General features: G+C 43.3%; 24 protein-coding genes. All 24 read right to left on the bottom strand.

Going from position 1 to position 20,744, the window contains the following annotated elements:
• Positions 1 to 51 precede the first annotated feature (51 nt).
• Positions 52 to 798: an FtsX-like permease family protein gene (locus ARB69_RS01115; protein WP_055150116.1), complete on the bottom strand. Its 747-nt coding sequence runs from the start codon at positions 796 to 798 to the stop codon at positions 52 to 54.
• A 3-nt stretch (positions 799 to 801) separates the two neighbouring features.
• Entirely contained in the window at positions 802 to 1,497 is a 696-nt protein-coding gene (locus ARB69_RS01120; RefSeq protein ID WP_050639783.1) for an ABC transporter ATP-binding protein, read from the bottom strand.
• A gap of 104 nt (positions 1,498 to 1,601) precedes the next feature.
• The gene (locus ARB69_RS01125) at positions 1,602 to 2,006 is read right to left on the bottom strand and encodes a hypothetical protein (protein WP_050639782.1); all 405 of its coding nucleotides are present in this window, start codon (positions 2,004 to 2,006) and stop codon (positions 1,602 to 1,604) included.
• Between the two features lie 2 nt (positions 2,007 to 2,008).
• Positions 2,009 to 2,452, bottom strand: a complete 444-nt coding sequence (locus tag ARB69_RS01130; RefSeq protein WP_050639781.1) for a LytTR family DNA-binding domain-containing protein — start codon at positions 2,450 to 2,452, stop codon at positions 2,009 to 2,011.
• 353 nt (positions 2,453 to 2,805) lie between these two features.
• Positions 2,806 to 5,928, bottom strand: a complete 3,123-nt coding sequence (locus ARB69_RS01135) for a glycosyl hydrolase (protein WP_070102293.1) — start codon at positions 5,926 to 5,928, stop codon at positions 2,806 to 2,808.
• Positions 5,915 to 7,444, bottom strand: coding sequence for a response regulator transcription factor (locus tag ARB69_RS01140; RefSeq protein WP_055150123.1), 1,530 nt, complete (start codon positions 7,442 to 7,444; stop codon positions 5,915 to 5,917). The genes ARB69_RS01135 and ARB69_RS01140 overlap by 14 nt, the downstream gene beginning before the upstream one ends.
• The gene (locus tag ARB69_RS01145) at positions 7,432 to 9,246 is read right to left on the bottom strand and encodes a cache domain-containing sensor histidine kinase (RefSeq protein WP_055150126.1); all 1,815 of its coding nucleotides are present in this window, start codon (positions 9,244 to 9,246) and stop codon (positions 7,432 to 7,434) included. The genes ARB69_RS01140 and ARB69_RS01145 overlap by 13 nt, the downstream gene beginning before the upstream one ends.
• A gap of 150 nt (positions 9,247 to 9,396) precedes the next feature.
• Positions 9,397 to 10,227, bottom strand: a complete 831-nt coding sequence (locus ARB69_RS01150) for a carbohydrate ABC transporter permease (RefSeq protein ID WP_050639777.1) — start codon at positions 10,225 to 10,227, stop codon at positions 9,397 to 9,399.
• Position 10,228: 1 nt separating this feature from the next.
• Positions 10,229 to 11,086: a carbohydrate ABC transporter permease gene (locus tag ARB69_RS01155; RefSeq protein ID WP_055150131.1), complete on the bottom strand. Its 858-nt coding sequence runs from the start codon at positions 11,084 to 11,086 to the stop codon at positions 10,229 to 10,231.
• 39 nt (positions 11,087 to 11,125) lie between these two features.
• Positions 11,126 to 12,463, bottom strand: coding sequence for an ABC transporter substrate-binding protein (locus ARB69_RS01160; RefSeq protein ID WP_055150134.1), 1,338 nt, complete (start codon positions 12,461 to 12,463; stop codon positions 11,126 to 11,128).
• A 740-nt stretch (positions 12,464 to 13,203) separates the two neighbouring features.
• Entirely contained in the window at positions 13,204 to 13,446 is a 243-nt protein-coding gene (locus tag ARB69_RS01165; protein ID WP_242857490.1) for a hypothetical protein, read from the bottom strand.
• Positions 13,434 to 14,165: a hypothetical protein gene (locus tag ARB69_RS01170; protein WP_207643108.1), complete on the bottom strand. Its 732-nt coding sequence runs from the start codon at positions 14,163 to 14,165 to the stop codon at positions 13,434 to 13,436. The genes ARB69_RS01165 and ARB69_RS01170 overlap by 13 nt, the downstream gene beginning before the upstream one ends.
• Complete coding sequence (locus ARB69_RS01175; protein WP_055150137.1) at positions 14,162 to 14,512, bottom strand: hypothetical protein; 351 nt, start codon at positions 14,510 to 14,512, stop codon at positions 14,162 to 14,164. The genes ARB69_RS01170 and ARB69_RS01175 overlap by 4 nt, the downstream gene beginning before the upstream one ends.
• Entirely contained in the window at positions 14,512 to 15,123 is a 612-nt protein-coding gene (locus ARB69_RS01180) for a type II toxin-antitoxin system PemK/MazF family toxin (RefSeq protein ID WP_018595964.1), read from the bottom strand. The genes ARB69_RS01175 and ARB69_RS01180 overlap by 1 nt, the downstream gene beginning before the upstream one ends.
• On the bottom strand, positions 15,116 to 15,391 hold the full coding sequence (locus tag ARB69_RS01185; RefSeq protein WP_055150140.1) for a hypothetical protein: 276 nt from the start codon (positions 15,389 to 15,391) through the stop codon (positions 15,116 to 15,118). The genes ARB69_RS01180 and ARB69_RS01185 overlap by 8 nt, the downstream gene beginning before the upstream one ends.
• A gap of 8 nt (positions 15,392 to 15,399) precedes the next feature.
• The gene (locus tag ARB69_RS26525) at positions 15,400 to 15,573 is read right to left on the bottom strand and encodes a hypothetical protein (RefSeq protein WP_157355571.1); all 174 of its coding nucleotides are present in this window, start codon (positions 15,571 to 15,573) and stop codon (positions 15,400 to 15,402) included.
• A gap of 15 nt (positions 15,574 to 15,588) precedes the next feature.
• Positions 15,589 to 15,933, bottom strand: a complete 345-nt coding sequence (locus ARB69_RS01190; RefSeq protein ID WP_055150143.1) for a hypothetical protein — start codon at positions 15,931 to 15,933, stop codon at positions 15,589 to 15,591.
• Positions 15,934 to 15,984: 51 nt separating this feature from the next.
• Positions 15,985 to 17,028, bottom strand: coding sequence for an SUMF1/EgtB/PvdO family nonheme iron enzyme (locus tag ARB69_RS01195; RefSeq protein ID WP_055150146.1), 1,044 nt, complete (start codon positions 17,026 to 17,028; stop codon positions 15,985 to 15,987).
• 137 nt (positions 17,029 to 17,165) lie between these two features.
• The gene (locus tag ARB69_RS01200; protein WP_055150151.1) at positions 17,166 to 18,293 is read right to left on the bottom strand and encodes a hypothetical protein; all 1,128 of its coding nucleotides are present in this window, start codon (positions 18,291 to 18,293) and stop codon (positions 17,166 to 17,168) included.
• Between the two features lie 13 nt (positions 18,294 to 18,306).
• On the bottom strand, positions 18,307 to 18,834 hold the full coding sequence (locus ARB69_RS01205; RefSeq protein ID WP_055150152.1) for a 4Fe-4S cluster-binding domain-containing protein: 528 nt from the start codon (positions 18,832 to 18,834) through the stop codon (positions 18,307 to 18,309).
• A 10-nt stretch (positions 18,835 to 18,844) separates the two neighbouring features.
• Positions 18,845 to 19,561: a hypothetical protein gene (locus ARB69_RS01210; protein WP_055150153.1), complete on the bottom strand. Its 717-nt coding sequence runs from the start codon at positions 19,559 to 19,561 to the stop codon at positions 18,845 to 18,847.
• Positions 19,562 to 19,668: 107 nt separating this feature from the next.
• Complete coding sequence (locus ARB69_RS01215; protein ID WP_055150160.1) at positions 19,669 to 19,941, bottom strand: LPD28 domain-containing protein; 273 nt, start codon at positions 19,939 to 19,941, stop codon at positions 19,669 to 19,671.
• A gap of 1 nt (position 19,942) precedes the next feature.
• Entirely contained in the window at positions 19,943 to 20,113 is a 171-nt protein-coding gene (locus tag ARB69_RS26530; RefSeq protein WP_157355574.1) for a hypothetical protein, read from the bottom strand.
• Positions 20,114 to 20,173: 60 nt separating this feature from the next.
• Complete coding sequence (locus ARB69_RS01220; protein ID WP_018595951.1) at positions 20,174 to 20,641, bottom strand: hypothetical protein; 468 nt, start codon at positions 20,639 to 20,641, stop codon at positions 20,174 to 20,176.
• Between the last annotated feature and the right edge of the window lie 103 nt (positions 20,642 to 20,744).

A 20,744-nucleotide genomic window follows, 5' to 3' on the forward strand; every position in this document is an offset into this window, starting at 1 on the left:
ACAAATATGACCACTATGTTTGTGCATTATGGCAAAGAAAAAGAAGCTCTGTTACGAGCTTCCTAAAGAATGAACGCTAAATCGACTGTGAATAGTAACACGCAGTGCAATACGAATAGGAAATTTATCCTTGACAGGAATTCGTTTTACAATCCATTCCGCAGACGACAAACCGCCTGTTATACTCTGCTTTGTTTTCTTTCCGGCAATCAGCAGGCCAGGCTCTTTCCCACGGATAAAGAAATAACTAAGGAAAGCTGTGAGACAAAAGACAAGCGTCCCTCCCAGAAGACCAATGGCTGCGCTGCCAGGAGTAACTGCCCTGGTCAATCCGCTGACGGAACATGTCTCCTCATTCGCCTGAACCAGAATGTCGGACAAATAATATCCGGACAGCATACCAGCCGCAGCCCCTATTGATGATATACATGCAGTCAAGATGATAAAAAATGTGCATAAATCACGGTCTGAAAAGCCCAATGACTTTAAACAGCCAATCTGTTTTTTGGCCGAGCGGAAAAAACGGTAGAAAAACATGATAAATACAAAGGCAGTAAGTATTGCCATAGAAAAGAGAAAGATGTAAGCCAGTCTCGTATTGGAAAGCAGGGCCTCCTTATACTTCAGCTGGTTATCACTTAACGAGACATAGGAATCCAGCGTTGCCATATTCCCGTCTGCGGAGAACATAACAAAGAAAAAGGAAAGCGATGTAAGTCCGGTCAATAGAAAGAGAAGGACGACAAAGACTTTATTCCGCCCTACTTGTTTCACCAGTTGTTTATATAATAGACTCATATCTTACCCCCATACCATGTTTCTGGCTGCTATTGGTCGTTCATTCAGGGCATCACTTTGTACGACGCCATTTTTCATTGTAATAATCCGGTCGGCTGTCCTGGCAATCTGCGGATTATGCGTCGTGAAAAGAATGGTCATGCCAAAAGTCGCCTGCAGGTTATGCAAAAGCTCCACCACAATTTTGCTGTTCTCCTCATCTAGAGAACCGGTAGCCTCGTCGCAGAACAGGAGCCGCGGACTTTTGATCACAGCCCGTGCGATAGAGGTTCTCTGCTGCTGTCCCCCGGAGAGCTCAGCGGGAAACTTATGCAGCAAATCTTCCAACTGGAGTATCCGCACCAAACGGTCAAAGGACAGGGATGGTTTTTGGGGGCTTATTCCAATTTTTATATTTTCCTTTACCGTCAGGTTATCCAATAGCAGATAGTCCTGAAAGACATTTCCGACATCCCTGCGCTTCCATCCGGCAAGCTGTCTTTCAGTATAGTCCGTAATGACGGCATCTCCACACCTTACGCTTCCTCCTGTTGGCTTTATCAGCCCGGAAAGAATATTTACCAGAGTGCTTTTCCCGGAGCCGCTGGGGCCCAAGATGGCGGTGAATGTATTTTCATGTATCGTGAGAGTAATTCCTTTTATCACATGCTCTTTTCCAAAATCTTTCGTCAGGTTTTCTGCTTCCATAATTGTTTCCATGCGCATTTCCTCCTTATTCATTGCCGTTTCCGTATTCCTGTATTACATAGCTATTTAGGCACTGTACTATTGTAACGGTTCAGACATGTCTGAGCTGTTACACCCTATTCATTGTTGATGTTCTTCTTCCTGTTTTCCAGTAATTCATTGATCATCCTGACCTCTTCTTTCGTCCGGTATAGATCCATGAGACAGCCAACCAAATAAATCACGAAAACCATAATGATTAATACCCATACAGGTGTGCTCTGATACCAGTGGAAAACAGCGCCCAGTATCAGTGTCATCAACAGGGTATAGCTGATGTCCAGCATTATTTCAAAAACCGGATATTGGATATCAAGTCGATGAGTCATAAGGAATCCCAAATGCATCATGGTACTTAGTACCGCAATCTCAAAAATTGTATGAATAAAAATGGCTTTTCCGCCGTACAGTAATGCGACAACAGAAAGGGCAAGCACAATAATACCTGTAGATGCCATAATATGAATCACTACTTTTTTCATCACTACATATCCTCCTGTAATTTACGTTTAATATCAGCCAGATATTTTCTGGTAACATTCAGCCGCTCCCCGTTTTTTAATGTGGCTTCCATACGGCTGTTTAATAGAGGCCGTACAAAGTCCAGCACATGGATATTCAGGATGCAGGATTTACTGATCTGGACAAACCCGACCGGCGCCAGCGTTTCTAATAACTGATACAGGCGCATGTCTGTACGGTAAACTTCGTTTTCACAGTAGACAAAAGTACGTTTATCCACGCTTTCAATGTAGTAAATATCTGAGGCATTGAGCAGCCTCTCATTCCCGTCAGCCGTACATCTGATTTGGGTATCTGCTGACTGGACCAGCGAAATGAGCCTCATTACATCCTGGTTCATTTCCGGATATTTTATGGAAACCTCGATTTCTTTCTGGGTTGTATCTTGTTCCAGCTTGAGTAACAATGTAGTACCTCCTGCTTTTTATGGATTTAGATCCGAAGTCGTTGGACACTTATTTTGTGGATTTCGCATTCGAAAGATCTGATGCTTTATATATGTCAGACAACTGACGGACAGCATACGGCTTAAAAGAAGTATAAGCATTGTCCGGAGAAAAGGCAATTGGGAAATAACTGACATGCAAAATGATATAACTGACTTACATAAGAAATTGACCTGAACATAAAAAACAGCTGCTCTTCATAGTGAAGAAGCAACTGTCTCTTTAATTGCTTGTTTACCAATTATGAAATTAGAGCCGGAGTCATGGGCCGCTTATTTTATGAATTTCATATCATTTCTGGACATTCTTCTTTTTAATCACACACGTATAAAAGAGGCGCCTTTAAGATCCCGGACGGTTTTAACTGATATTCGCTGGCCCAGCACGTTCCTTCCGTTCTCCATGCATTTGGGCCATACCATTGCTCCGTTTCATTGCAATTATGGAGCGTACCAAAGGTATTGATACGATTTCCAAAAACAGTGAGCTTCAGTACATGCTCCCCTTCCTCAATCTCCGCCTTTACTTGGTATGGCGCATAGGCGATTGTGTGTTTCCTGCCTTCGTCAATTTGGACTTTTAAAAGAGGCGCTCTGAATCGGGATGCCTCAACAAGGATTTTCTGTCTTTTCTCCAATTGAAATGGAATATGATATTCTATGTTCCCGCCATAAAACGGAAGTCCCTGGCGAGTGATATCCGCATATGCCAGTTTTCTTACAGGCGCTGTCAGGGTTGATTCCGCGCCGGCCGTCTGTACTCCAAAATCCCCCAGCAGAAACATCGCCTCAATATTTTCCTTCTTCCTATAAGGGATTTTTACAATCAGTTCGTTTTCCCCCCGGCTGATGATACCTAATTCCCTGCATATGATGTCCTTGTCCACATACCATCCATCCCCCCTGCTCCAAACCCGGTTTCCATTGAGCCAAACTTCTGCCTCCCGATTTTCCAGGGCCAGTTTTGCTCCCGCTATATCTGCCATTGATAAAAACTTAAACCGCAAAAACAACCAGTGTTTCACCGGTTCAGCCTCCTGATCCAGCCAAGGCTGTGCAAAGGCTTCCATACGAAGGGGGTAACCCAGAACCTTCCGGAACTTATTGTCGATACGCAGTATTTCCTCTTTTTTCTGCCATGGCCCCTGGTCAAAAATATACTCCGCCTGATCGAGCACCAGTACATTCGGTTCCGATAAAACAACCGGTACTTTTTCCGGAATTTCTATTCGTTTCAGAGCTTCCGTTTTTTCCCTTTCCGGTATCACCGGCATCAATTTTTTTTGATATTCCGCAGTTTCTGCAGGACAAAGGCGAAGCAGAAGGCTGTCATGATTATACATTTCTTTTCGGATGATCGTTTTCCCATCAAAATACTCGGGGGCTAATTCTGTTTTTGTGCCATCCAGGGGATTATAACATATAACCTTGTATACTCCTTGTATTATAATGGTATTATTTTCACGCTCTGGTACATCCGGATTTTCCATTTTGTTTACATGTGCAAGGAAAAGTATTTTTTCTTCCTTGTCCTCCCGCATCTGATAAATCAAATTATCCGCTCTCATGCCATTTTCATTTTTTACATCTAACACTCTTCTATTCTCTAATTTATTTAAAAGCTTAGTGCGCGTAAATGGAACATATTTACATGCTTTTACAAATTCTTCCATTTCTTTTGAATATTTTCCATCCAGATACTTCGGCGTGTTACCTGTGAATAAAACGCTGCCGCCCTTTTTGTAAAATGCTTTCAGACGCTTGAACGTAGTAGTTCTCAATGTCTCACAATTCGGTACCAGAATTGCCTCATACCTCATGTCTCCCACCGGGAATATTTCGCCGTTTATTTGTTCTATGCTGTTTTGGTTTGGTAATAGCGATTCACTGATAAAGTCAAAATCCAGAAAACCATAGAGCAGCCACTCTATCACTTTTTCAAAATTCTGCTCCATCTCCTTTCGTATTCCACTTGTTTTTTCCTCACATCCCCAGTAAAGCCAATAAGATTCAATGGGATGGATCACACCGATCTTTACGACAGCCTTTCCCCTTGTCAGCAGCGTATTGATTCTTGCAAAATAATCTTCCACATAATGATACTCTCTGTACCAGGGTGACTGGTAACCAATGGCCGCCGGATAATCCCGCTTTGCTTCGCCTCCCATAGAAGTCCATGTTAAATGATGGACACGCACGGTTACACCCAGGGCCGCCTGCCAGTCTCCCTGCAGTTTATGTCCCCGAAAGTCAAAATCCCAGTTTGTTACACCGTACATTTCACTTAACACACCCGGACAGCCAAACTGGCGGGCTGCACTCTGGGCCTGTTTGGCAGTTGATAACTCCCGCCTGTCGCAAAGCATATCGATTCCCGGGAGCTGAAATGCTCTGTATGACCTCATGGCTTCTCCCAGTGCTGCTGTCTGCGATTCAAGAGCAGGCTCATCCATCATACGTCCTGTCAGCATGAACCCGTTTTGTCTGCACCAGTTCCCCAGCGTGTCTGCAAAAGCGGATACAAACCGTTCACAGACATGGTCATGAAACTGATAACGGATTTCAGAAACACAGTTTTCACCTTTTTCCCAAAATAATTCCGGCAGATAAGACAGAAAATCATGCCCATACGCTTCCGTAAACGTCTCGTCAAAATCATCTGTGTAAGGAATGATGACTTCCGTTTTGTCTTCCGCATAACATAGCCTTGTTTTATGGCAAAACTGCGGTTCATCTGTAAAGATCGCAGGAATAGACTTTCCAAATTCAGCGCCCAGTTTTTCCTTATACTTTTCATGTGTAACTTCAATAAAACATTGTATCGCCTTTTTATCCAGTGTATTCACATATGCCTGGTTATTAAACCATGGATTCTCCCCGGAGATTTCTAAATATGCAAACCATTCATCATAGCCGCTCCGTGGTACTTCTGAATCTGACAGTATGTGATAATCTATAAGCCATCCATCCCTGATCAGTACTTCATAGCGGGATAAGAGCCTGCGCTTATCGCTTCTGACAGCCTGACCCGTAGAGGTAACTTTACTTCCGGTCTGATTTTTCTCCAGACGGCAGGGAGAAAATACCAGAAAACGGATGCGGTATTTTTCATTTTTTGTCACCATTCCGCCTCCCGATCCGGAAGGCCAGCGATCCTCATCATATAACCAGGTCAGCATCTTTTCTTTTTTAAATTTTTTATGAGCATCCTCAACCAGACCAAGGAATTCCTCTCCCATATAGGGATTGTCAAGCCCTGTGCGGCAGTGAATATGCCCGCCGCCCATCCCCATTGCCTTTAGGGTATCTATGGTCATGCTGATTTTTTCTTTCGTCATATAGCAGTTCCATGCCCAGAAGGGCGTACCTCTGTATTCACTGTCCGGATTCTGGAACTGCGCTTCCTGAAAGGGAAATTCATTTTTAGGATATAGCATCATTCTCCCCCTTGTTTAAACTGTTTTTATCCCGCACTGCTTTTTCTATGTACTCTGACGGGCTGATTCCCGTAACAGTGCGGAAGATTCTGCTAAAGTAAAACTGATCCGAGAACCCAACCATTGCGGCGGCATCTTTGATAAACAGCTCCGGATTGCCGGACATAATTTCCTTTGCTTTTTCAATACGGAAAGAATTCAGAACTCTGTTAAAGCTCTGCTCACAATACTTGCGGAATAAACGGCTCAGATATGTCTGGGAGATTCCAAAGACATGGCTGATGCTTTGCGGAGAAAGCGGATCCGTTAAATTTTCTTTCATATATTTTAAAATCTTTTCGAAAAATTCCGGCGTGTCAATTTTTATTCTTCGGGCCTCTTCTTCGAAGTTCTCGCTGAAAATCTGAAGAATATTGTCTGAAAGCTCCTGCATATCCGATGCAAAATAAAAGGCTTCATCTAAAAAGTATTCATACGTGTCTACAGATTCCCATAGCATATTTTGTCTGCGAAACAGACTGAACAACTCTCTCACCTTTTCTTCAACCCATAACTGAGTTCGTTCCTCCTGCTCCCATTTTGCAAAACAGCCTTTAACTTCCTCGCGTATCTGCCTCCGGTTTCCTTCTTTCACAAGTATATTCAGTCTCTCCAGCCCGCTATTATATTCCTGTTTTTGCTGTTTTCTTTCCTGTTTATCATTTACAGGCACAACCTGATCTTTTCCAATTACCAGGGAGGCATCCAGCGTCTGATACAGCCTTCTTACTGCATCCGGCAGTTCTTTTGGTTTCAGCGGATCCTCCAGCAGTACCAGGGTATAATAGTCGGCTGTCCTTTTCTCTTTTTCTGCCATATGAGTCATCAGACGAAAGAAGCTTCCGGATAGAAGAAAATCCTTTGGAAGTAAATAAAGTGCTTCCCTTTCGTCCCTTCCATAGACGGCCATCTGCTCATCTTTCACTGAAAATATCTCTGTTTCTTTTGAATTCACAAATCTGCGCGGAAGACCATTTTTTCGCAAAAGTGCTGCATAATACTCTTCTTTTGAAAAAACACGGTAAAAATCCTTTTGTTTTTCAATGTCGGTTTTTCCCATACACATCTCCCGCAGGATTTTATTCCGTTTACTATAATACAATTCATCCAGACAGCCCTGTATCATCCTCATACTGGCCTGAAAAGCGGATGGCTTGACCGGCTTTAAAATATAGTCACATACCCCGGTCTGAATAGCCGCTCTTGCATACTCAAACTCCTGATAGCCGCTGATAATCAAAGTCATGATCTGCGGATACCTGTCTTTTACTTTTCGCGCCAGAGTTACACCATCCATAATCGGCATCTTTACATCTGTAATCAGCACATCGGTATCTGTATTTTCCAGCAGGTCCAGAGCGCCCTGCCCATTATCCGCCGTTTTGACAACTTCAAATTCCGGACATTTTAGTTCGATTAAAGTACAAATATGGCGAAGTGCTGCCGGTTCGTCTTCTGTTACAATTACTCGATACATCTCTGCCTCCCTTGTTTGGGATCCCCTTCTTTCTGCGTATGGTCTCTGGGACCCCCAATTAAAACTTCTGCCCCCATTTTCCAATTTCCCAGCTTAAAAACGGTTTTCTCCGCATATAACAGATATAGTCTCGCATAAGTATTGACAAGACCCATTCCGCCTATTTTTAATTCAATATACTGTCTGTTGACACTTAATGCCTTTTGCACATTCTCCATCTTTTCTTTCAATGCGCTCAAAACATCCTGCCGAAAGCCGTCTCCATTATCTCTTATCCTTACATACCAGAAATCATTTTCATCCCAGCCCTCAACACAGATGCGCATCACTTCAGTGCTGTTTTCAAACCCATGGGAAACGCTGTTTTCCACAAACTGCTGCAGAATCATCTTGGGAAGCATCTGCTGTGATATCCTGTCATCAATCTCTATCTGATAGGAGAGCTTATGCTCATATCGATACTTTAATAATGAAAAGTATTTTTGAAGATAACTTTTTTCGCTGCTGATATCCGCATATCTTTCATTTGTATTTGTGGTATACCGGAGCATTCCGGCTAAATCATCGCAAATATCACAAATGACCTCGTCATTGTCCTGAACCCCGCGGTTTGAAATTATATTCAGGACGTTATATAAAAAGTGCGGATTTACCTGTGCCTGTAAAACATCCAGCTGCGCCTGCAGCTGCAGCGTTGATAACCGTGCCTCGCGGATGATGGATTGATTTAATTGTTCTTTCATTTCTTTATATATCTGGCTCAGTTCCTTAAATTCGTTCTCCGCAGCCGGGATATTCTCCGCTTTTTCCAGATTTTCCAGATGTGCATTTCTTACAAATATACGGAGCTGCTCTATTGGCTCTGTAAGCTTTTTGGACGTGAAAATAATATAAAAGAATGAAAAGCCCAAAATAATAGCGATCATAAGTGCAGTAATCATATAGATACCTTCCATTTTTTCAGCCAGAATTTTAACATCTTCTGTTACAATGATTCTTGCACCCAATTCTTTATTATATATTCCCGCCGCCAGTATCTTCTTACCATTCACCGACTCGTAGCTGCCGGGAGTAATCTGTTTTTTCTGCATAAACTGCTGATAAAATGCTTTGTCTTCATTTCCTGATTGAAATAAAATAGTACCGTTTTTCTGCAGCAGGCAGACATTTACCGTTTTGTCTGAAACCTGGAATATCTGTTCCAGATCTGCCTCTGTTTTCTGCACTTCAATAAACCCTATGTCCTGTCCCTGGATCTTTACAATCCCTGAAAACACCTGCATTTGTTTTGCTTTTCCCCAGGGATCCCCGTGAAGTCCCTGTATATATAATTCACCCCGGTTTTCACCCATATTCTTGTATGCGTCAAGCTGGCTGATATCCATACCGGACTTAATTTCCCGACTCCCCCAATTATTACTGGCTATTACGTCGCCATGTTTATTATAGTAAATGACCCTGTAAAATTTTTGATTCAGATAGTCCGTACTCATCATTGTCTGGATCTTCTTTTTACCTTCTTGTATGTAATTACTGTTTTGAGGCGTTTTTTCCAGATGCGCCAGCATCAGTATCGCTGATAGGGTATCACTGTCACTTAAAAGATAATGGCTGACATCTTCCATCGACCGGAGCATTTCTACATATTGCTGATTTATTTGTTTAGCCGTGCTGCTGAGGCTCATGCATTCCTGCTGTATAAAATGGGACTTACTCATGGAATAATATATGCTGCCTGTTGCAACTGCAGATACAATTCCAAAAAGCGCATAGACTAAAAATATTTTTTTCTGAAATTTCATCAGTCTCTCCTTTATTCTACTGCCCATTATAACATATTCCTTTCCGGTTATACTACACGATGTTCAGCCTTATTCCGCAGCTCTGCGGGCGGGTTACTACCCAAAGCACCCGTTCCAGCCGCCGTTGAAAGATCATTATTCGGAGCGCGCTCAACCTTTTACTGATCCGGCTACCATGCCGTCCACGATCCGCTTATTAAAGATTAAAAACAAGATGAGCATTGGAATGGTTATCAATATAACATCTGCAAATAACAGATTATAGGAACTGGCATACTGACCCTTAAAATTGTACAGTGTCAGCTGAATTGTAGTATTCTCATTCCCTGGAAGAAAATAGAGTGGATTTGTAAAGTCATTAAATATGGTAACCGCATTCAGAATAATGATCGTAGCCGTAGCCGGTTTTAACAGCGGAAAAATGATGGAACTGAATAATCTGATTTTACTGCACCCATCTATGTAGCCCGCCTCCTCCAATTCGACCGGAATGGAACTCATAAAGCCACGGTAAATCATAATATCAAACGGAATCTGCAGGGCAATCTCAATCAAAATCATTCCAAATAAGGTTTTATATATATGCAGTCCCTGCATGATCCAGATCGTTGGCAGTATAGCCGGTGGAATCATTAGTCCCGTCATGATAATAAAGTTTACAAAAGACATGGTGCGTCCCCGCCTTCTCTGAAGAACATATCCGGCCATGGAACATACGAAAACAAGTCCGCATAAGGAAAATACCGTCAGTAATAAACTGTTTTTAAATGCTGTCAGAATGATGTAATTATTTGACTCGAACACTTCCTTATAATTGCTCCATAAAGGTTTCACAGGAAGTGCCATACTAAGTAAATTTGCCTCTCTCCTGTCTTTCAGAGAATTAACGAACATAAATAAAAATGGAAATACAAATACAATTACAGCCGCCGCCATTCCCACAATGTCACCCAAAAGCAGGATTCTTTTTTTACGCTTCACACTATTCCACCTCCCTTCTCTGCAAAAATCTTTGCAATGGGAATGCCAGAATAGCAATTAAAATGAACATAATCACGTTCCCGGCCGTAGACAGGCCATAAAAACCGGAAGCATACTGTTTATACACAATAGAAGCCATTACATCTGTTGAAAATCCCGGTCCCCCGCCTGTCATTGTCCAGATTAAGTCAAAACATCTCAGGCCTCCAATGAAGGATAATATAATAACAGAATTCATAGCAGGCCTGCAAAGCGGCAGTGTAATGAGTCTGATTTTCTGCCATCCATTTGCCCCGTCTATAGCTGCCGCTTCGTAATATGTTTTATCAATTGAAGAAATCCCCGCTATATATATCATAGTGGCAATCGACAATCCCTTCCATACGTCTGTCCCAATCACCGAGTATAACGCCAGGTCCGCATTTCCAAGCCAGTCAATTCCGGTACCTCCAAAAAATTCAATAAATTTATTGAAACCCCCCTTCGTAGGATGCATAAATGCCGTAAATGTGATCCCGACAGCAATGGTACTTACCAGATTTGGGAAGAAAACCATTAATCGGATTATATTTTTTGTCCGAATTGCACTTGTCAGAAAAACTGCTATTAAAAAAGCCAGCACAACCTTTAAGCCTGATGTCAAAGCCGCGTAGATCAATGTGTTTATAATTCCAATATTCAATGTCCGCTCTGAAAAGAACATCTTAAAATTATCCAGCCCTACGAAGGTGAATTTCTCAAAATCCCACACCGTCAAACTAAAAAAGAGAGAGATTACCATGGGAATAATGAAGAAAACCAGAAAGATTGTCAATGCAGGCGCCAAAAACCAAAGTGAATATATTTTTTTCTTGTCCATATTCCCACCCTTTTTTTGTCTGTTTTTCTATTCTTCTGTCTATTTCCAGTCTAATCCAAGCTGCACGGCCTGCTTCTTACAATCTTCATCATATGCTTTTGCGGTCTCTTCCGGTGTTGATTGTCCGGATCCGAGCTCCTGGCAGAGTGCAGGACAGTTTGCTCCCTTCACAGGCGATAATGCTTCCATAGCCAGCACTGCCCGTCCTTCTTCTATATATTTTTGGGAATCTTTTACCGCATCAAACGCATCTTCCGGCAGTTGATAACCATTATGGAATGGGCCGTCAGGAAGAACTTTTGAAACATAGGCATCGATTGCTTCGTCTGATAACCACCACTCCATAAATGCTTTTACTGCGTCAACATTATCACTATCCTTATTGCCATAGAGAGCCGCTGCTGTAAATATAGTCACACCTGTTTTATCTTCCTCATCCCCCGGATAAGCAAAAAAGCCAATGTCATTTACCTTGTCTCCATACAAAGTATAGATATTGCGAAGCGCCGCACTTGTCATGATGTAATGTGCTCCCTCTCCATTTACCAGCATATCGCAGGCATCATTATAATTTGTTGCCAGATAGTCCGCGTTATAATAAGGGGTCAATTCGGAAAGCTTTTCCCAGCTTCTAACTCCGGCCTTTGAATCTGCATATTTAACTGTTCCCTGTGTAAATTTTTCCGGAAAATCAGGTTCTTCCTGAAGAAGTTCATAATTATCTACCAGAAACGGAACCTGTGAAGTCCAGTTTTCTCCGAAAGAGCCTATAAGCGCTGTATCTCCTGCTTCTTTAATCGTATCACAATTTTCCATGAATTCATCCCAGGTCACGGGGATTTGAAGGTCATATTTCTCATAGATGTCTTTGTTATACATGACTCCTCCAAAAGAGCTGCTTGACAATGGAACGCCATAAAGCACGCCATCCACACTGGCCGCCTGAATGAAGTTATCATCTAATGCCGAAGCAGCCTCAGAATCCGTCATATCAATAAAGTATTCTCCCGGATTTAATGCTGCCAGCATGGCGCCTGAAGAGTATACACAAATATCTGCCATATCTCCCGATGCCAGCCGTGTTTTCACGATGTTATTCCCTTCGTCTCCGCTGGAACGTGTTTCCACCGCTACTTCTAGCCCCAGCTTTTCCTTTGCCAGCTCTATCACCGCCTCATATCCTGCTGGTTCCAGACCATTCTCCACCTGCATCGTAAGTTTCACGCCATCATAGGGCTTGTCCCCTGTTTTCGTATCAGTTTCCACTTTTGACTCTTGCTTGTTTTGGTCGGATTTCTCCTGGCCGTTACATCCGCCGAGTGCTCCTATTGCCATTATTAAAACAGCGAATAGAGCAATGACTTTTTTCCTTTTCATTTCTGTATCCTCCTTTTTTTGATATACACATCTTAACACTTCACCAGCGTTTATTTACATGGATAAATCCGCAATTAAAAATGTACATATTCTGTCTCAAATAAGATTTTTCTTTCCTGTGTCAATTTTTCCATTTTTAATACGAATATTTCCATTGCCCATGAAACAATAAAAACATTTATAAGATGTGAGACTTTATTTGCTAGTAAGTAATAACCCGTATCTTAATAAAGAAAAATCCCCCAGTATTGATCTTACTGGGGGAAATTCATCTGTTACTATTTCTGATTACTGCGTCAATTATCCAGGAGGCTAGACGACCACGGAAGGATTTCCTGTGATGTGCCCTGCCCGTATCTCATGTTCCGAGTGAAGCCGGGTGAATACGGCTTAACCCAAGATCATATTTTGAAGTAACATTATCACTCATATCTATAAATACCTCCGTAACTCTGACAACCGAGATATTCGGTAAAGCAATTAGTGATGCGCCTTTGCAGTTTTTTGCCTTTAATTTTTTCTCACATCACGTACATTGCGTCCCCAAAACTCACGGGTCTGCATCTAAAATCAACTGTACAGTTTATCATTCTTTCCGCCTCTTTCATTTTTTTCATATACACTGCATTATATCACCAAATCATCCGGCAGGCAACGAACTTCTTCTACATGCAGAAAAGCCCAGGAACTCCAACGCTCCCAGGCTTTTATTTCTATCACAATATTCAGATACCCTGTTTTCACGCTTTCCCTTTGGTAATCCTGTCAATTTGCCGTTTCAACTTTTCTTCCACTACTTCTGTAACAGCATCTTCGCAATCCATAAAAACTTTCATCTGTTCTAACATGATTTCTACATCTGCAATCTCTTCTACAAGGTTTTGATATTCTTCATTCCTGAATCCTGCGCCTTCTAAACTGACTTTGCCGCACCTAAGTTGCTTTCGCCAAAACTTATTGATTGCCTGTGTCAATTCGGCCATCTCTTCAATGCACTGCCTGCTTTGTGCATCATAACCGTATTCATTAGCAATACACAAAATTCATCTCCGATCAGTCCAATTCCAGTATTTGATTGCATACTGATTTCTTCGTATTTTTCCGGGAAATTTTCTTTTACATATTCAGTAGCCCATTCCTGGTGATTTCCCCACTCGACCTCATGGAAGGTTCCATTCGGCTCCAACCATCCATAATCCTCTGTTGTATGCTCCTCCTCGTCCATCATGCGTTCCATAAATCCGCTTAACAGGCTATTTCCATATCTGCTTTCAATGGGCTGATCGGTTTCCTTCAAAACATCATTTCTTTTGTACTCCGGCACATATTCCATAGCGACTGCATACCATCCCTGCATTTTCTGTAATTCTTTTTCAGTAACCTTCAGCTTTGACATAAGGTCTGACATTTTTTTGAATACATTAAACCACTCCGGTTGCTCAGGCTGTTCATCTGGTTCGTACACTTCCATGTGGTAGGTGTTATCGCTTGTGCTTCCGACCAGTGCTGCCCTTCCGAGAAGAATATCTTCCGCCAATCTTTTTAGTTCTTTTTCTGACTGTTCAGTTCCCTCCATGCAAGAAAGAAGCAGTTCCATTACCTTGTCATAACCACGGTTCTCTACAAAAAACCATTCCTTTGCCATCTGAGTGATGAACTCTCCACGAACGTCAAAGGATACCTCTCTTACTTCACCCATCATTCACCCTCCTCGTACTTTTCTAGATTTTTTTCAGCCGCTTCACGGTCACGATACCAGTATCCATCTTCCGCCCGGTGATACATGCTACACTTCGGTGCAGAGTTCCCATCGCCGGAACCGAGCAGTGTGCTCACCACATCATCGGTATATACGCACATGCACTGGTCTTTTATTACTCTCGAATATTCATCTCCTGGGTCGTATTCACCCTGATATGCCATCTCGCACATATAGCAATTCTTCCCGTCTGGATTTTTGAGGCAGACGGCTTCATGCCGCTGAATGGTTTCCGGCCTTGCCGCAAGTTTCTGACAATACTCGCATTTATATCTGATGACTTGCTGCATTAATTCACCTGCTTTCCAAGTGTCATGCTCTCTTTCAGGAGATTCATATACAACTCCTTATATACATCACGCTCTATCTGCATACGAATCAGGCTGTCTGGCAGCTCTTTGTCTGCCTCCGCTTTCGGCGGCTCCACAGGAACCTGTTCAGGTTCTTCCACTGCCTCCGGAAAGTCCGTTGTTTCAATGCCTTTCAGCGCATCCGCAATAGCGGTTGTTGCTTCTTCATGGTATGCTGCCGCCCAGGTTTCAACAGCTTTGTTGGCTTTGATATTTACTCCGATTCCAATGCTGATTCCCAGGGCCTTGTCCAGATACTTCTGCTCCGTTTCGCTAATCTGCCCTATGTAGCTGCCAATCCTTCCCTTATAAACCGTCTCAATCTGCTCACACAATGCAACCGAAGGTCTGGCCGCTGTAGTAATCTTCACATGGGTTGGCAGGTTCTTCTTCTCCTGGGTTGTCAGATAAACCACGATAGCTACGGGAGAATGTTCATTTCCCACATCGTTGCTGACGATGATTCCCGGTCTGCCGCCGAACTGCTCACTCCCATGGACTTCTGCTTCATGGATATAATAAATCTCACCTCTGAATATCTTGTCATTCATTGCCATCACCTCCGAATTTGCTTTCAATGCTCTTCATAATCGCCGCTAACCTGCTGTTCCCGATTCCCTTCGTTTCCGCAATCGCATCTCTGATCTGGGAGATATCAATGCCCGGAACCGAATTTCTTCCGTCATTGTACCCTTCCATATACAGCGTCTTGCAGAATCCTTCAAACTGGCTCCGGTCCATCTTCTTCACTTTTCTGTAATCCTCTCTCCGGAGGATATTCTTTCTGTCCTGCGCCAGCTTCTTTGCTATGTTCGACATATCCGCACCTACCCTTCATAATTCTCGTTGCTGATTTCATCTATTTGTTTCACAATCCGGTGTGATTCTTCCGCTGTGATAATCCCCGGATAAACCAGGCCCTCCACAAATTGAACCGCTTTTTCATATTCCCGTGGTTCGGATGCTCCAAAGACTTCTTCCAGAACATCTTCTAATCCCATGCCTGTTCACCTCCATCAGAAATGCGCTCTGACTTCTCTCCCAACATGAAGGAAGCCGGTCTTGTCCAGCGTGCATTTTCTGTACATTTTGTGTCTGCTTCCAAACAGTTTCTTTAATTCTGCTGTCATCGGCAGCTCCTGGAATATCGTTTCCTTCTTGTCATATACCAGAACTTTGTTCCCTCCGAGAATCGCTTTCTGAAACTTCACAATCATAACCGGTTCCTCCTTCCAGTCCTCTACCTGTTGGATTATCGTATTTATAGCTTCATCCCATCCCTGGCCCCATTCGTCTGCCGCATCCACGCCGCCTAATCCATGCAGATATTCATATAATCTTTCCAACTCTATCGTTTTCATTACTTTCTCCTTTGCAGGGCGGCTTACCAGCCGCCCATCAGTTTACAGTTATCAGTCTTTCCGTTTCCTGTAATAAGCGGAGCGGAAGCCAATGTGGCTGTAGGAGTTCGACCGCGAGCTGTACAGGTACACGCCGAACACGCCCGCGCTGGAAGCGCTGCCCCACCCGCCGCCGCAAATCGGCAAACGCTCTCCCTCTGTATCAACGTATATATAGGCTTTCGGTTCACCGTTGAACAATCCAAGGTTCTTCAGCTCTTCCGGGATTTCAAAGTCAAATTCAACCTCTTCCCATCGGCAGCCATCGTAATCGTCTTCTTCCGGTGCTTCTGTTGTAAAGCAGATAATTCCACCTTCTGTAACCATGTACACGCTGTCCTCTCCAATCTCAACCGGAATCCACTTTGGGCTGTTTTCTGACAAATCAATGTTCATTGCCGCATCATTGTTCGGCACAATCTCCAGTCTTCCATTCATTAACCGCAATCCTCTGAACCATTCCCATATATCGCCGCACAATCCATCTATGCCAAAGACCGAATGGTCATGTGTCCAGGTTTCCGGCCCAGAGCCGGTCAGCATCCGATATCCGTCATAGGTTTTGCACTTCTCCTCCGGGTTTCCATGCCATTCACCTCTATTCGTGTTTCCATGCGGCAAGGTGTTGTTGTCATAACAGAACTGCGCCAGGAATCCTCTTTCCGCTGCCGTCAGCAAGTGCCATCCTTCTCCTTTGGAGAAGCAAGCCTGTTCTGCTTCCTCCAGGTTCACATCTGTTGCTGGTTTCTGCATCGGCAGGCTATAGGCTTTTCCGTTGATGATGCAGTTCTTGTACTTGGAAATGTAGATTTCATCGTAAACCTCGCCGCCGATAATGAACATCGGGTGGATTTTCTCCGTGTCCTTCGGTCTGCTAATTTTTACCATGACGGATGGCAAACCAGCATCATCGTAGATGACCACATTGTCCTCCCGGTAAAAATCCCGGTACTTCTCATACCCTGTGCAGATTCCTGAGCTGTCAATCTTCAGAGCCTCCCTGATACATTTTCCTCCGATTGCTTTTCTGCAATCTCGTCCACAAATAACTTCCATCGTGTTTTCCTCCTTTGGGATTATGATATTTATGCCATAGGGCTTTCTGATTGCCCTCTGGTTTCATTTTAACTTACCAATCGGTAATTTTATGGGCTAAATAAAAATCAGCCGTATTTGAGCCGATTTGAACCATTCTATTCGTCCTTATTTTCCATACCCTCGATTTCATCCGCCAAGCTATATGCCGTAACTGTCTCCTCTTCATCCAGACGGCCTTCTATCTTCTCCACAAACTCGCAGAACCGGTCATAGAGGGGCTTCGCCTTTTCCTGCTCTTCTTTCAGCATTTTTCTAACATCAGCATAGTATCTGGATTCTATGATTACATTTTTCTTAGACTCAGATACGATTACTGCTTTATACCCTCGTTTTTTCATGCCCTCAACATCATTCTGATTGCTTACAGGAACCGCTTTTGCCCCATACTGGTTAATGAAGTCGGCCGCCACTTCATCCTTGATTTCATCGGGAACTGCGTGTGCCACAATGTATGTTCCCGTATAACATCCAAGGGAACGTTTTGTCAGTTCCTTATCTTTCAACTCCTCCACCATACGGGCCGCATACCATTTGATGTCAAAGCTGTCCACCATGCTCCTGTCACGTTCTATCCTGACAATACGAGGCTTGAAATTGATTCCAACCTCCAGGCCAGGTTCGTTGCAGATAAAAAGACCAGCAACATAAACCTTACCAACGTACTGTTTACCCTCTAGGATACTTCCGTATGCAGTCTCTTTTTCCTCTACACCATCCTGCAAGTGGAGATTTGCCGTTTTCATTTCCTGGTATTCTTCCGGCGTTATCCCTCCAATCTCAATAATCAGACTGTGTTCAGGAACTTTCTCCCATATTGCCACCTGCTCTACAAAGAATGTGGGAACCTGGATTCCTTCATACTTCCTGGACTTCACCAGACGTGGCCGCCATATTTCTTTCCGGCAGTAATTCTGGAAAACCACAGACTTGCCGAGCCTGAGAAGTACAACCGTTGCTATTTTGTAACCCTCCCCGTGGTTCCCAATCATTTCCCTGTCCTCTTTCTTCGTTGTAACCCCGAAAAGCAATGTCTTGATGTCCAGGTCGCTATGCCTATTCCCAATCCTTACAATCTGACTTGCAGGTTCATACTCGAAAAACATTTTGTTGCTGCTATCCCGTGTCTCTTCATCAATCGCATTCTGGAAGAACTCCCGCATTGCTTCTGTGGTTCCCCACTCCGGAACGTAATCTGCACTGATACTCAATTCATACTTACGCATTTTCTTCTCCTTTCTACAGTTCATACACCAGCAAGTCCTCATTCAGTGCCGGACTGCATTTTTCTTTACACTCCAGTTTCCGGACAACATCCCATCTGGAAAAATTGATATTTGACAGATTGTACCGGTCATATACCCTCTTGTCGATAATCAGCCTGCTTCCAAAATCCTTATTCTGGAGAATGCCGCTGTTAGTCAGATTCTTCAATGCGATAATATCCGCATCTGTGCATTCCGCATGAAGCGTGAAGGTGAATCCGTCCAGTTCCTTCAGGATTTCTTTACTGATTCCTTTTCCATTCCAGAGGGAAGTGTACAGATACATCTTCCCTCTGTACCCCTTATCCCACATGCTGTTGATAAATTCCAGAACCTTTCCCGGAATCAGCATCGGTTCACCGCCGGTAATCACAATTTCCTGATACTTCATCAGTTCTTCATCGCTATGTATTGTCCTGTATTCCGGTAACTGGCTATTGCAGCACCCGGGGCATTTCCGATTGCATCCGAACGTAACGATAACTCTTGCCGTCTTTTTCATATCCTCCTCCTTATACCCATGCCGGTGTCACTTTTGTTTCCGGCAACGAAAACAACCACTGTATCACGTCCTCTGGAACCTTTTCTGTCTTCCAGGAGGTTCCATACTTGTATCCGCATATCGGACATGGTTTGCATAAAATCCCTTCCGGATGTTCTTCAGATCTGAGCCAGCCAAGCGTTTTCGTTTCCGTTGGGCCTTTATCTCCGGAAAACATTTTCGTTTCCGGCTCGTATCTTTCATCGGTCTTCAATTCCTCATGTGTTGTGATAGAGTACGGCAATGTTGCATACTCAACCTGGGTTTTGGTCGGTCTGAAGACCGTTCCTTCTCTAAGTGCCGTAAGAGCCGCCTTTTCTGCATCTTTCTTCATCTCCATTGCCTTTCTTGTAAGTCGGTAGTGATACAATGTAACTTCCTCTCTTGCCTTATCTCTCCATCCGAGTTCCTTCTGGTGTTCGCAGTAAGGGCGCATATCGTTGAGATGCCATTCCTTCCAGATTTCACATAACTTATCAAGCATCTCTTTAGTCCATCCATCAGCAGGCGTTCCTGCCGAAATTTCATCAATACACTGCCCGCATGAGCCTTTGGCATTTCCATTTCTCATAGGTCCAATCACTCCGCAGATGCTAAGTCTTTCATCCTCATATTCAATCTTTACAAAACCTCTGGCTTCGCCTCCGTAAACCTCGCACATACACGGGTTGATAACTTTTATCTTCATATTTCCCTTCCTTTCTTTACCTCTTCAGCAATCACATCCATGTTTCTTTCCAACAAGCACTTCAGATCATCAATCCGGAGTTCCAGGAGATACAAAACTTCTTTCTACTACAAATATCTGAAATCGCCATCTTCAACCCACAAAATCCCCTGTTCTCCCAGTGGAAGTTCTTCATCACTTATCAGCGTTCCATAGAAATTAACCATAACTCCTTTCTGGATTCTTGCCGGATCACCGCCGCTATCATCATCCCCAGCTACCTCGTACTGGAACTTTCCTTCCGGTACTGTGTTTCTGTCGATACGCATATCATTAAACTCACACCGGATTCCTCTAACTTCTACCTCCTGCATCTTTTCTTTTCCATAATCTAATCGCATATCAATCCTCCTTGTAGTCTTCATAGTCAATCTGCATTACCTCGCAGATGCTTTCATAACCCGAGCCATTCTCGTACATGTTCTTGATTGTCTGACCGTGGATTGTTCCATCCCACGCATCTATCTGCCGCTCAATCTCCACATTCAATCTGTGATTACTTCTGTCCGTCATCTTCCTGCCTCCTTTCTAATTCATGCTCTTTTTTAATGTGTGTTTCCGCTGGCCTCCAATCTAACGCCCCCATTTTTTGTAGGTAAATACTGTTGTCAATCCGCTCCTGTGAGATTCAGCCTTTGCGCCATCTTCGCCAATATTCCGCAGGCTAACGATAATCTTTTCAAAGTGCTCTTCATTATCTTCGTATCGCTTTCCGCTGGATAAGAAAAATCGAAATTCTTTTCTATACTCGGCGTAGGTCTGGTAGATTCTTGTCTCACCGCTTTTCGCAATGACCTTAACCTCTACATCTTCTCCCTGCTCTTCGCAGTCAATCCAGATATTGATTGTCCGATTTCCATCTGCCAGGTTTAGTTCCAGACGGTCGTTTAAATCACAAATGTAATCGTTGTGTCTTCCATCAGCGGTACTGCGATAAATTGGATACCCGGCTTTCAGGCTACTCTCCTCGTCTTTCTCATAATCAGTTGGAAAAATTTGATTCGCCATCTCCCATGCTTTCTGAATGCTTTCCGCTTTCATTTTGTACCTCCTACTTAATTTTCTTACCGTTTGGTAATTTTTATCTTGTCATCATCTTAACTTACCAATCAGTAAATGTCAATCGCAAAGTTTATATTTTCGG

Origin of the sequence: Faecalicatena contorta (assembly GCF_001404335.1) — a bacterium.
GTDB lineage: Bacteria > Bacillota > Clostridia > Lachnospirales > Lachnospiraceae > Faecalicatena > Faecalicatena contortus_B.

Excerpts from the sequence above, each read along its gene's own strand:
- ARB69_RS01115 (WP_055150116.1), bottom strand. The coding sequence starts at position 798 with ATGAGTCTATTATATAAACAACTGGTGAAACAAGTAGGGCGGAATAAA.
- ARB69_RS01120 (WP_050639783.1), bottom strand. The coding sequence starts at position 1,497 with ATGGAAACAATTATGGAAGCAGAAAACCTGACGAAAGATTTTGGAAAA.
- ARB69_RS01125 (WP_050639782.1), bottom strand. The coding sequence starts at position 2,006 with ATGAAAAAAGTAGTGATTCATATTATGGCATCTACAGGTATTATTGTG.
- ARB69_RS01135 (WP_070102293.1), bottom strand. The coding sequence starts at position 5,928 with ATGCTATATCCTAAAAATGAATTTCCCTTTCAGGAAGCGCAGTTCCAG.
- ARB69_RS01140 (WP_055150123.1), bottom strand. The coding sequence starts at position 7,444 with ATGTATCGAGTAATTGTAACAGAAGACGAACCGGCAGCACTTCGCCAT.
- ARB69_RS01145 (WP_055150126.1), bottom strand. The coding sequence starts at position 9,246 with ATGAAATTTCAGAAAAAAATATTTTTAGTCTATGCGCTTTTTGGAATT.
- ARB69_RS01155 (WP_055150131.1), bottom strand. The coding sequence starts at position 11,086 with ATGGACAAGAAAAAAATATATTCACTTTGGTTTTTGGCGCCTGCATTG.
- ARB69_RS01160 (WP_055150134.1), bottom strand. The coding sequence starts at position 12,463 with ATGAAAAGGAAAAAAGTCATTGCTCTATTCGCTGTTTTAATAATGGCA.
- ARB69_RS01165 (WP_242857490.1), bottom strand. The coding sequence starts at position 13,446 with ATGGCCGAATTGACACAGGCAATCAATAAGTTTTGGCGAAAGCAACTT.
- ARB69_RS01170 (WP_207643108.1), bottom strand. The coding sequence starts at position 14,165 with ATGATGGGTGAAGTAAGAGAGGTATCCTTTGACGTTCGTGGAGAGTTC.
- ARB69_RS01175 (WP_055150137.1), bottom strand. The coding sequence starts at position 14,512 with ATGCAGCAAGTCATCAGATATAAATGCGAGTATTGTCAGAAACTTGCG.
- ARB69_RS01180 (WP_018595964.1), bottom strand. The coding sequence starts at position 15,123 with ATGAATGACAAGATATTCAGAGGTGAGATTTATTATATCCATGAAGCA.
- ARB69_RS01185 (WP_055150140.1), bottom strand. The coding sequence starts at position 15,391 with ATGTCGAACATAGCAAAGAAGCTGGCGCAGGACAGAAAGAATATCCTC.
- ARB69_RS26525 (WP_157355571.1), bottom strand. The coding sequence starts at position 15,573 with ATGGGATTAGAAGATGTTCTGGAAGAAGTCTTTGGAGCATCCGAACCA.
- ARB69_RS01190 (WP_055150143.1), bottom strand. The coding sequence starts at position 15,933 with ATGAAAACGATAGAGTTGGAAAGATTATATGAATATCTGCATGGATTA.
- ARB69_RS01195 (WP_055150146.1), bottom strand. The coding sequence starts at position 17,028 with ATGGAAGTTATTTGTGGACGAGATTGCAGAAAAGCAATCGGAGGAAAA.
- ARB69_RS01200 (WP_055150151.1), bottom strand. The coding sequence starts at position 18,293 with ATGCGTAAGTATGAATTGAGTATCAGTGCAGATTACGTTCCGGAGTGG.
- ARB69_RS01205 (WP_055150152.1), bottom strand. The coding sequence starts at position 18,834 with ATGAAAAAGACGGCAAGAGTTATCGTTACGTTCGGATGCAATCGGAAA.
- ARB69_RS01210 (WP_055150153.1), bottom strand. The coding sequence starts at position 19,561 with ATGAAGATAAAAGTTATCAACCCGTGTATGTGCGAGGTTTACGGAGGC.
- ARB69_RS01215 (WP_055150160.1), bottom strand. The coding sequence starts at position 19,941 with ATGCGATTAGATTATGGAAAAGAAAAGATGCAGGAGGTAGAAGTTAGA.
- ARB69_RS26530 (WP_157355574.1), bottom strand. The coding sequence starts at position 20,113 with ATGACGGACAGAAGTAATCACAGATTGAATGTGGAGATTGAGCGGCAG.
- ARB69_RS01220 (WP_018595951.1), bottom strand. The coding sequence starts at position 20,641 with ATGAAAGCGGAAAGCATTCAGAAAGCATGGGAGATGGCGAATCAAATT.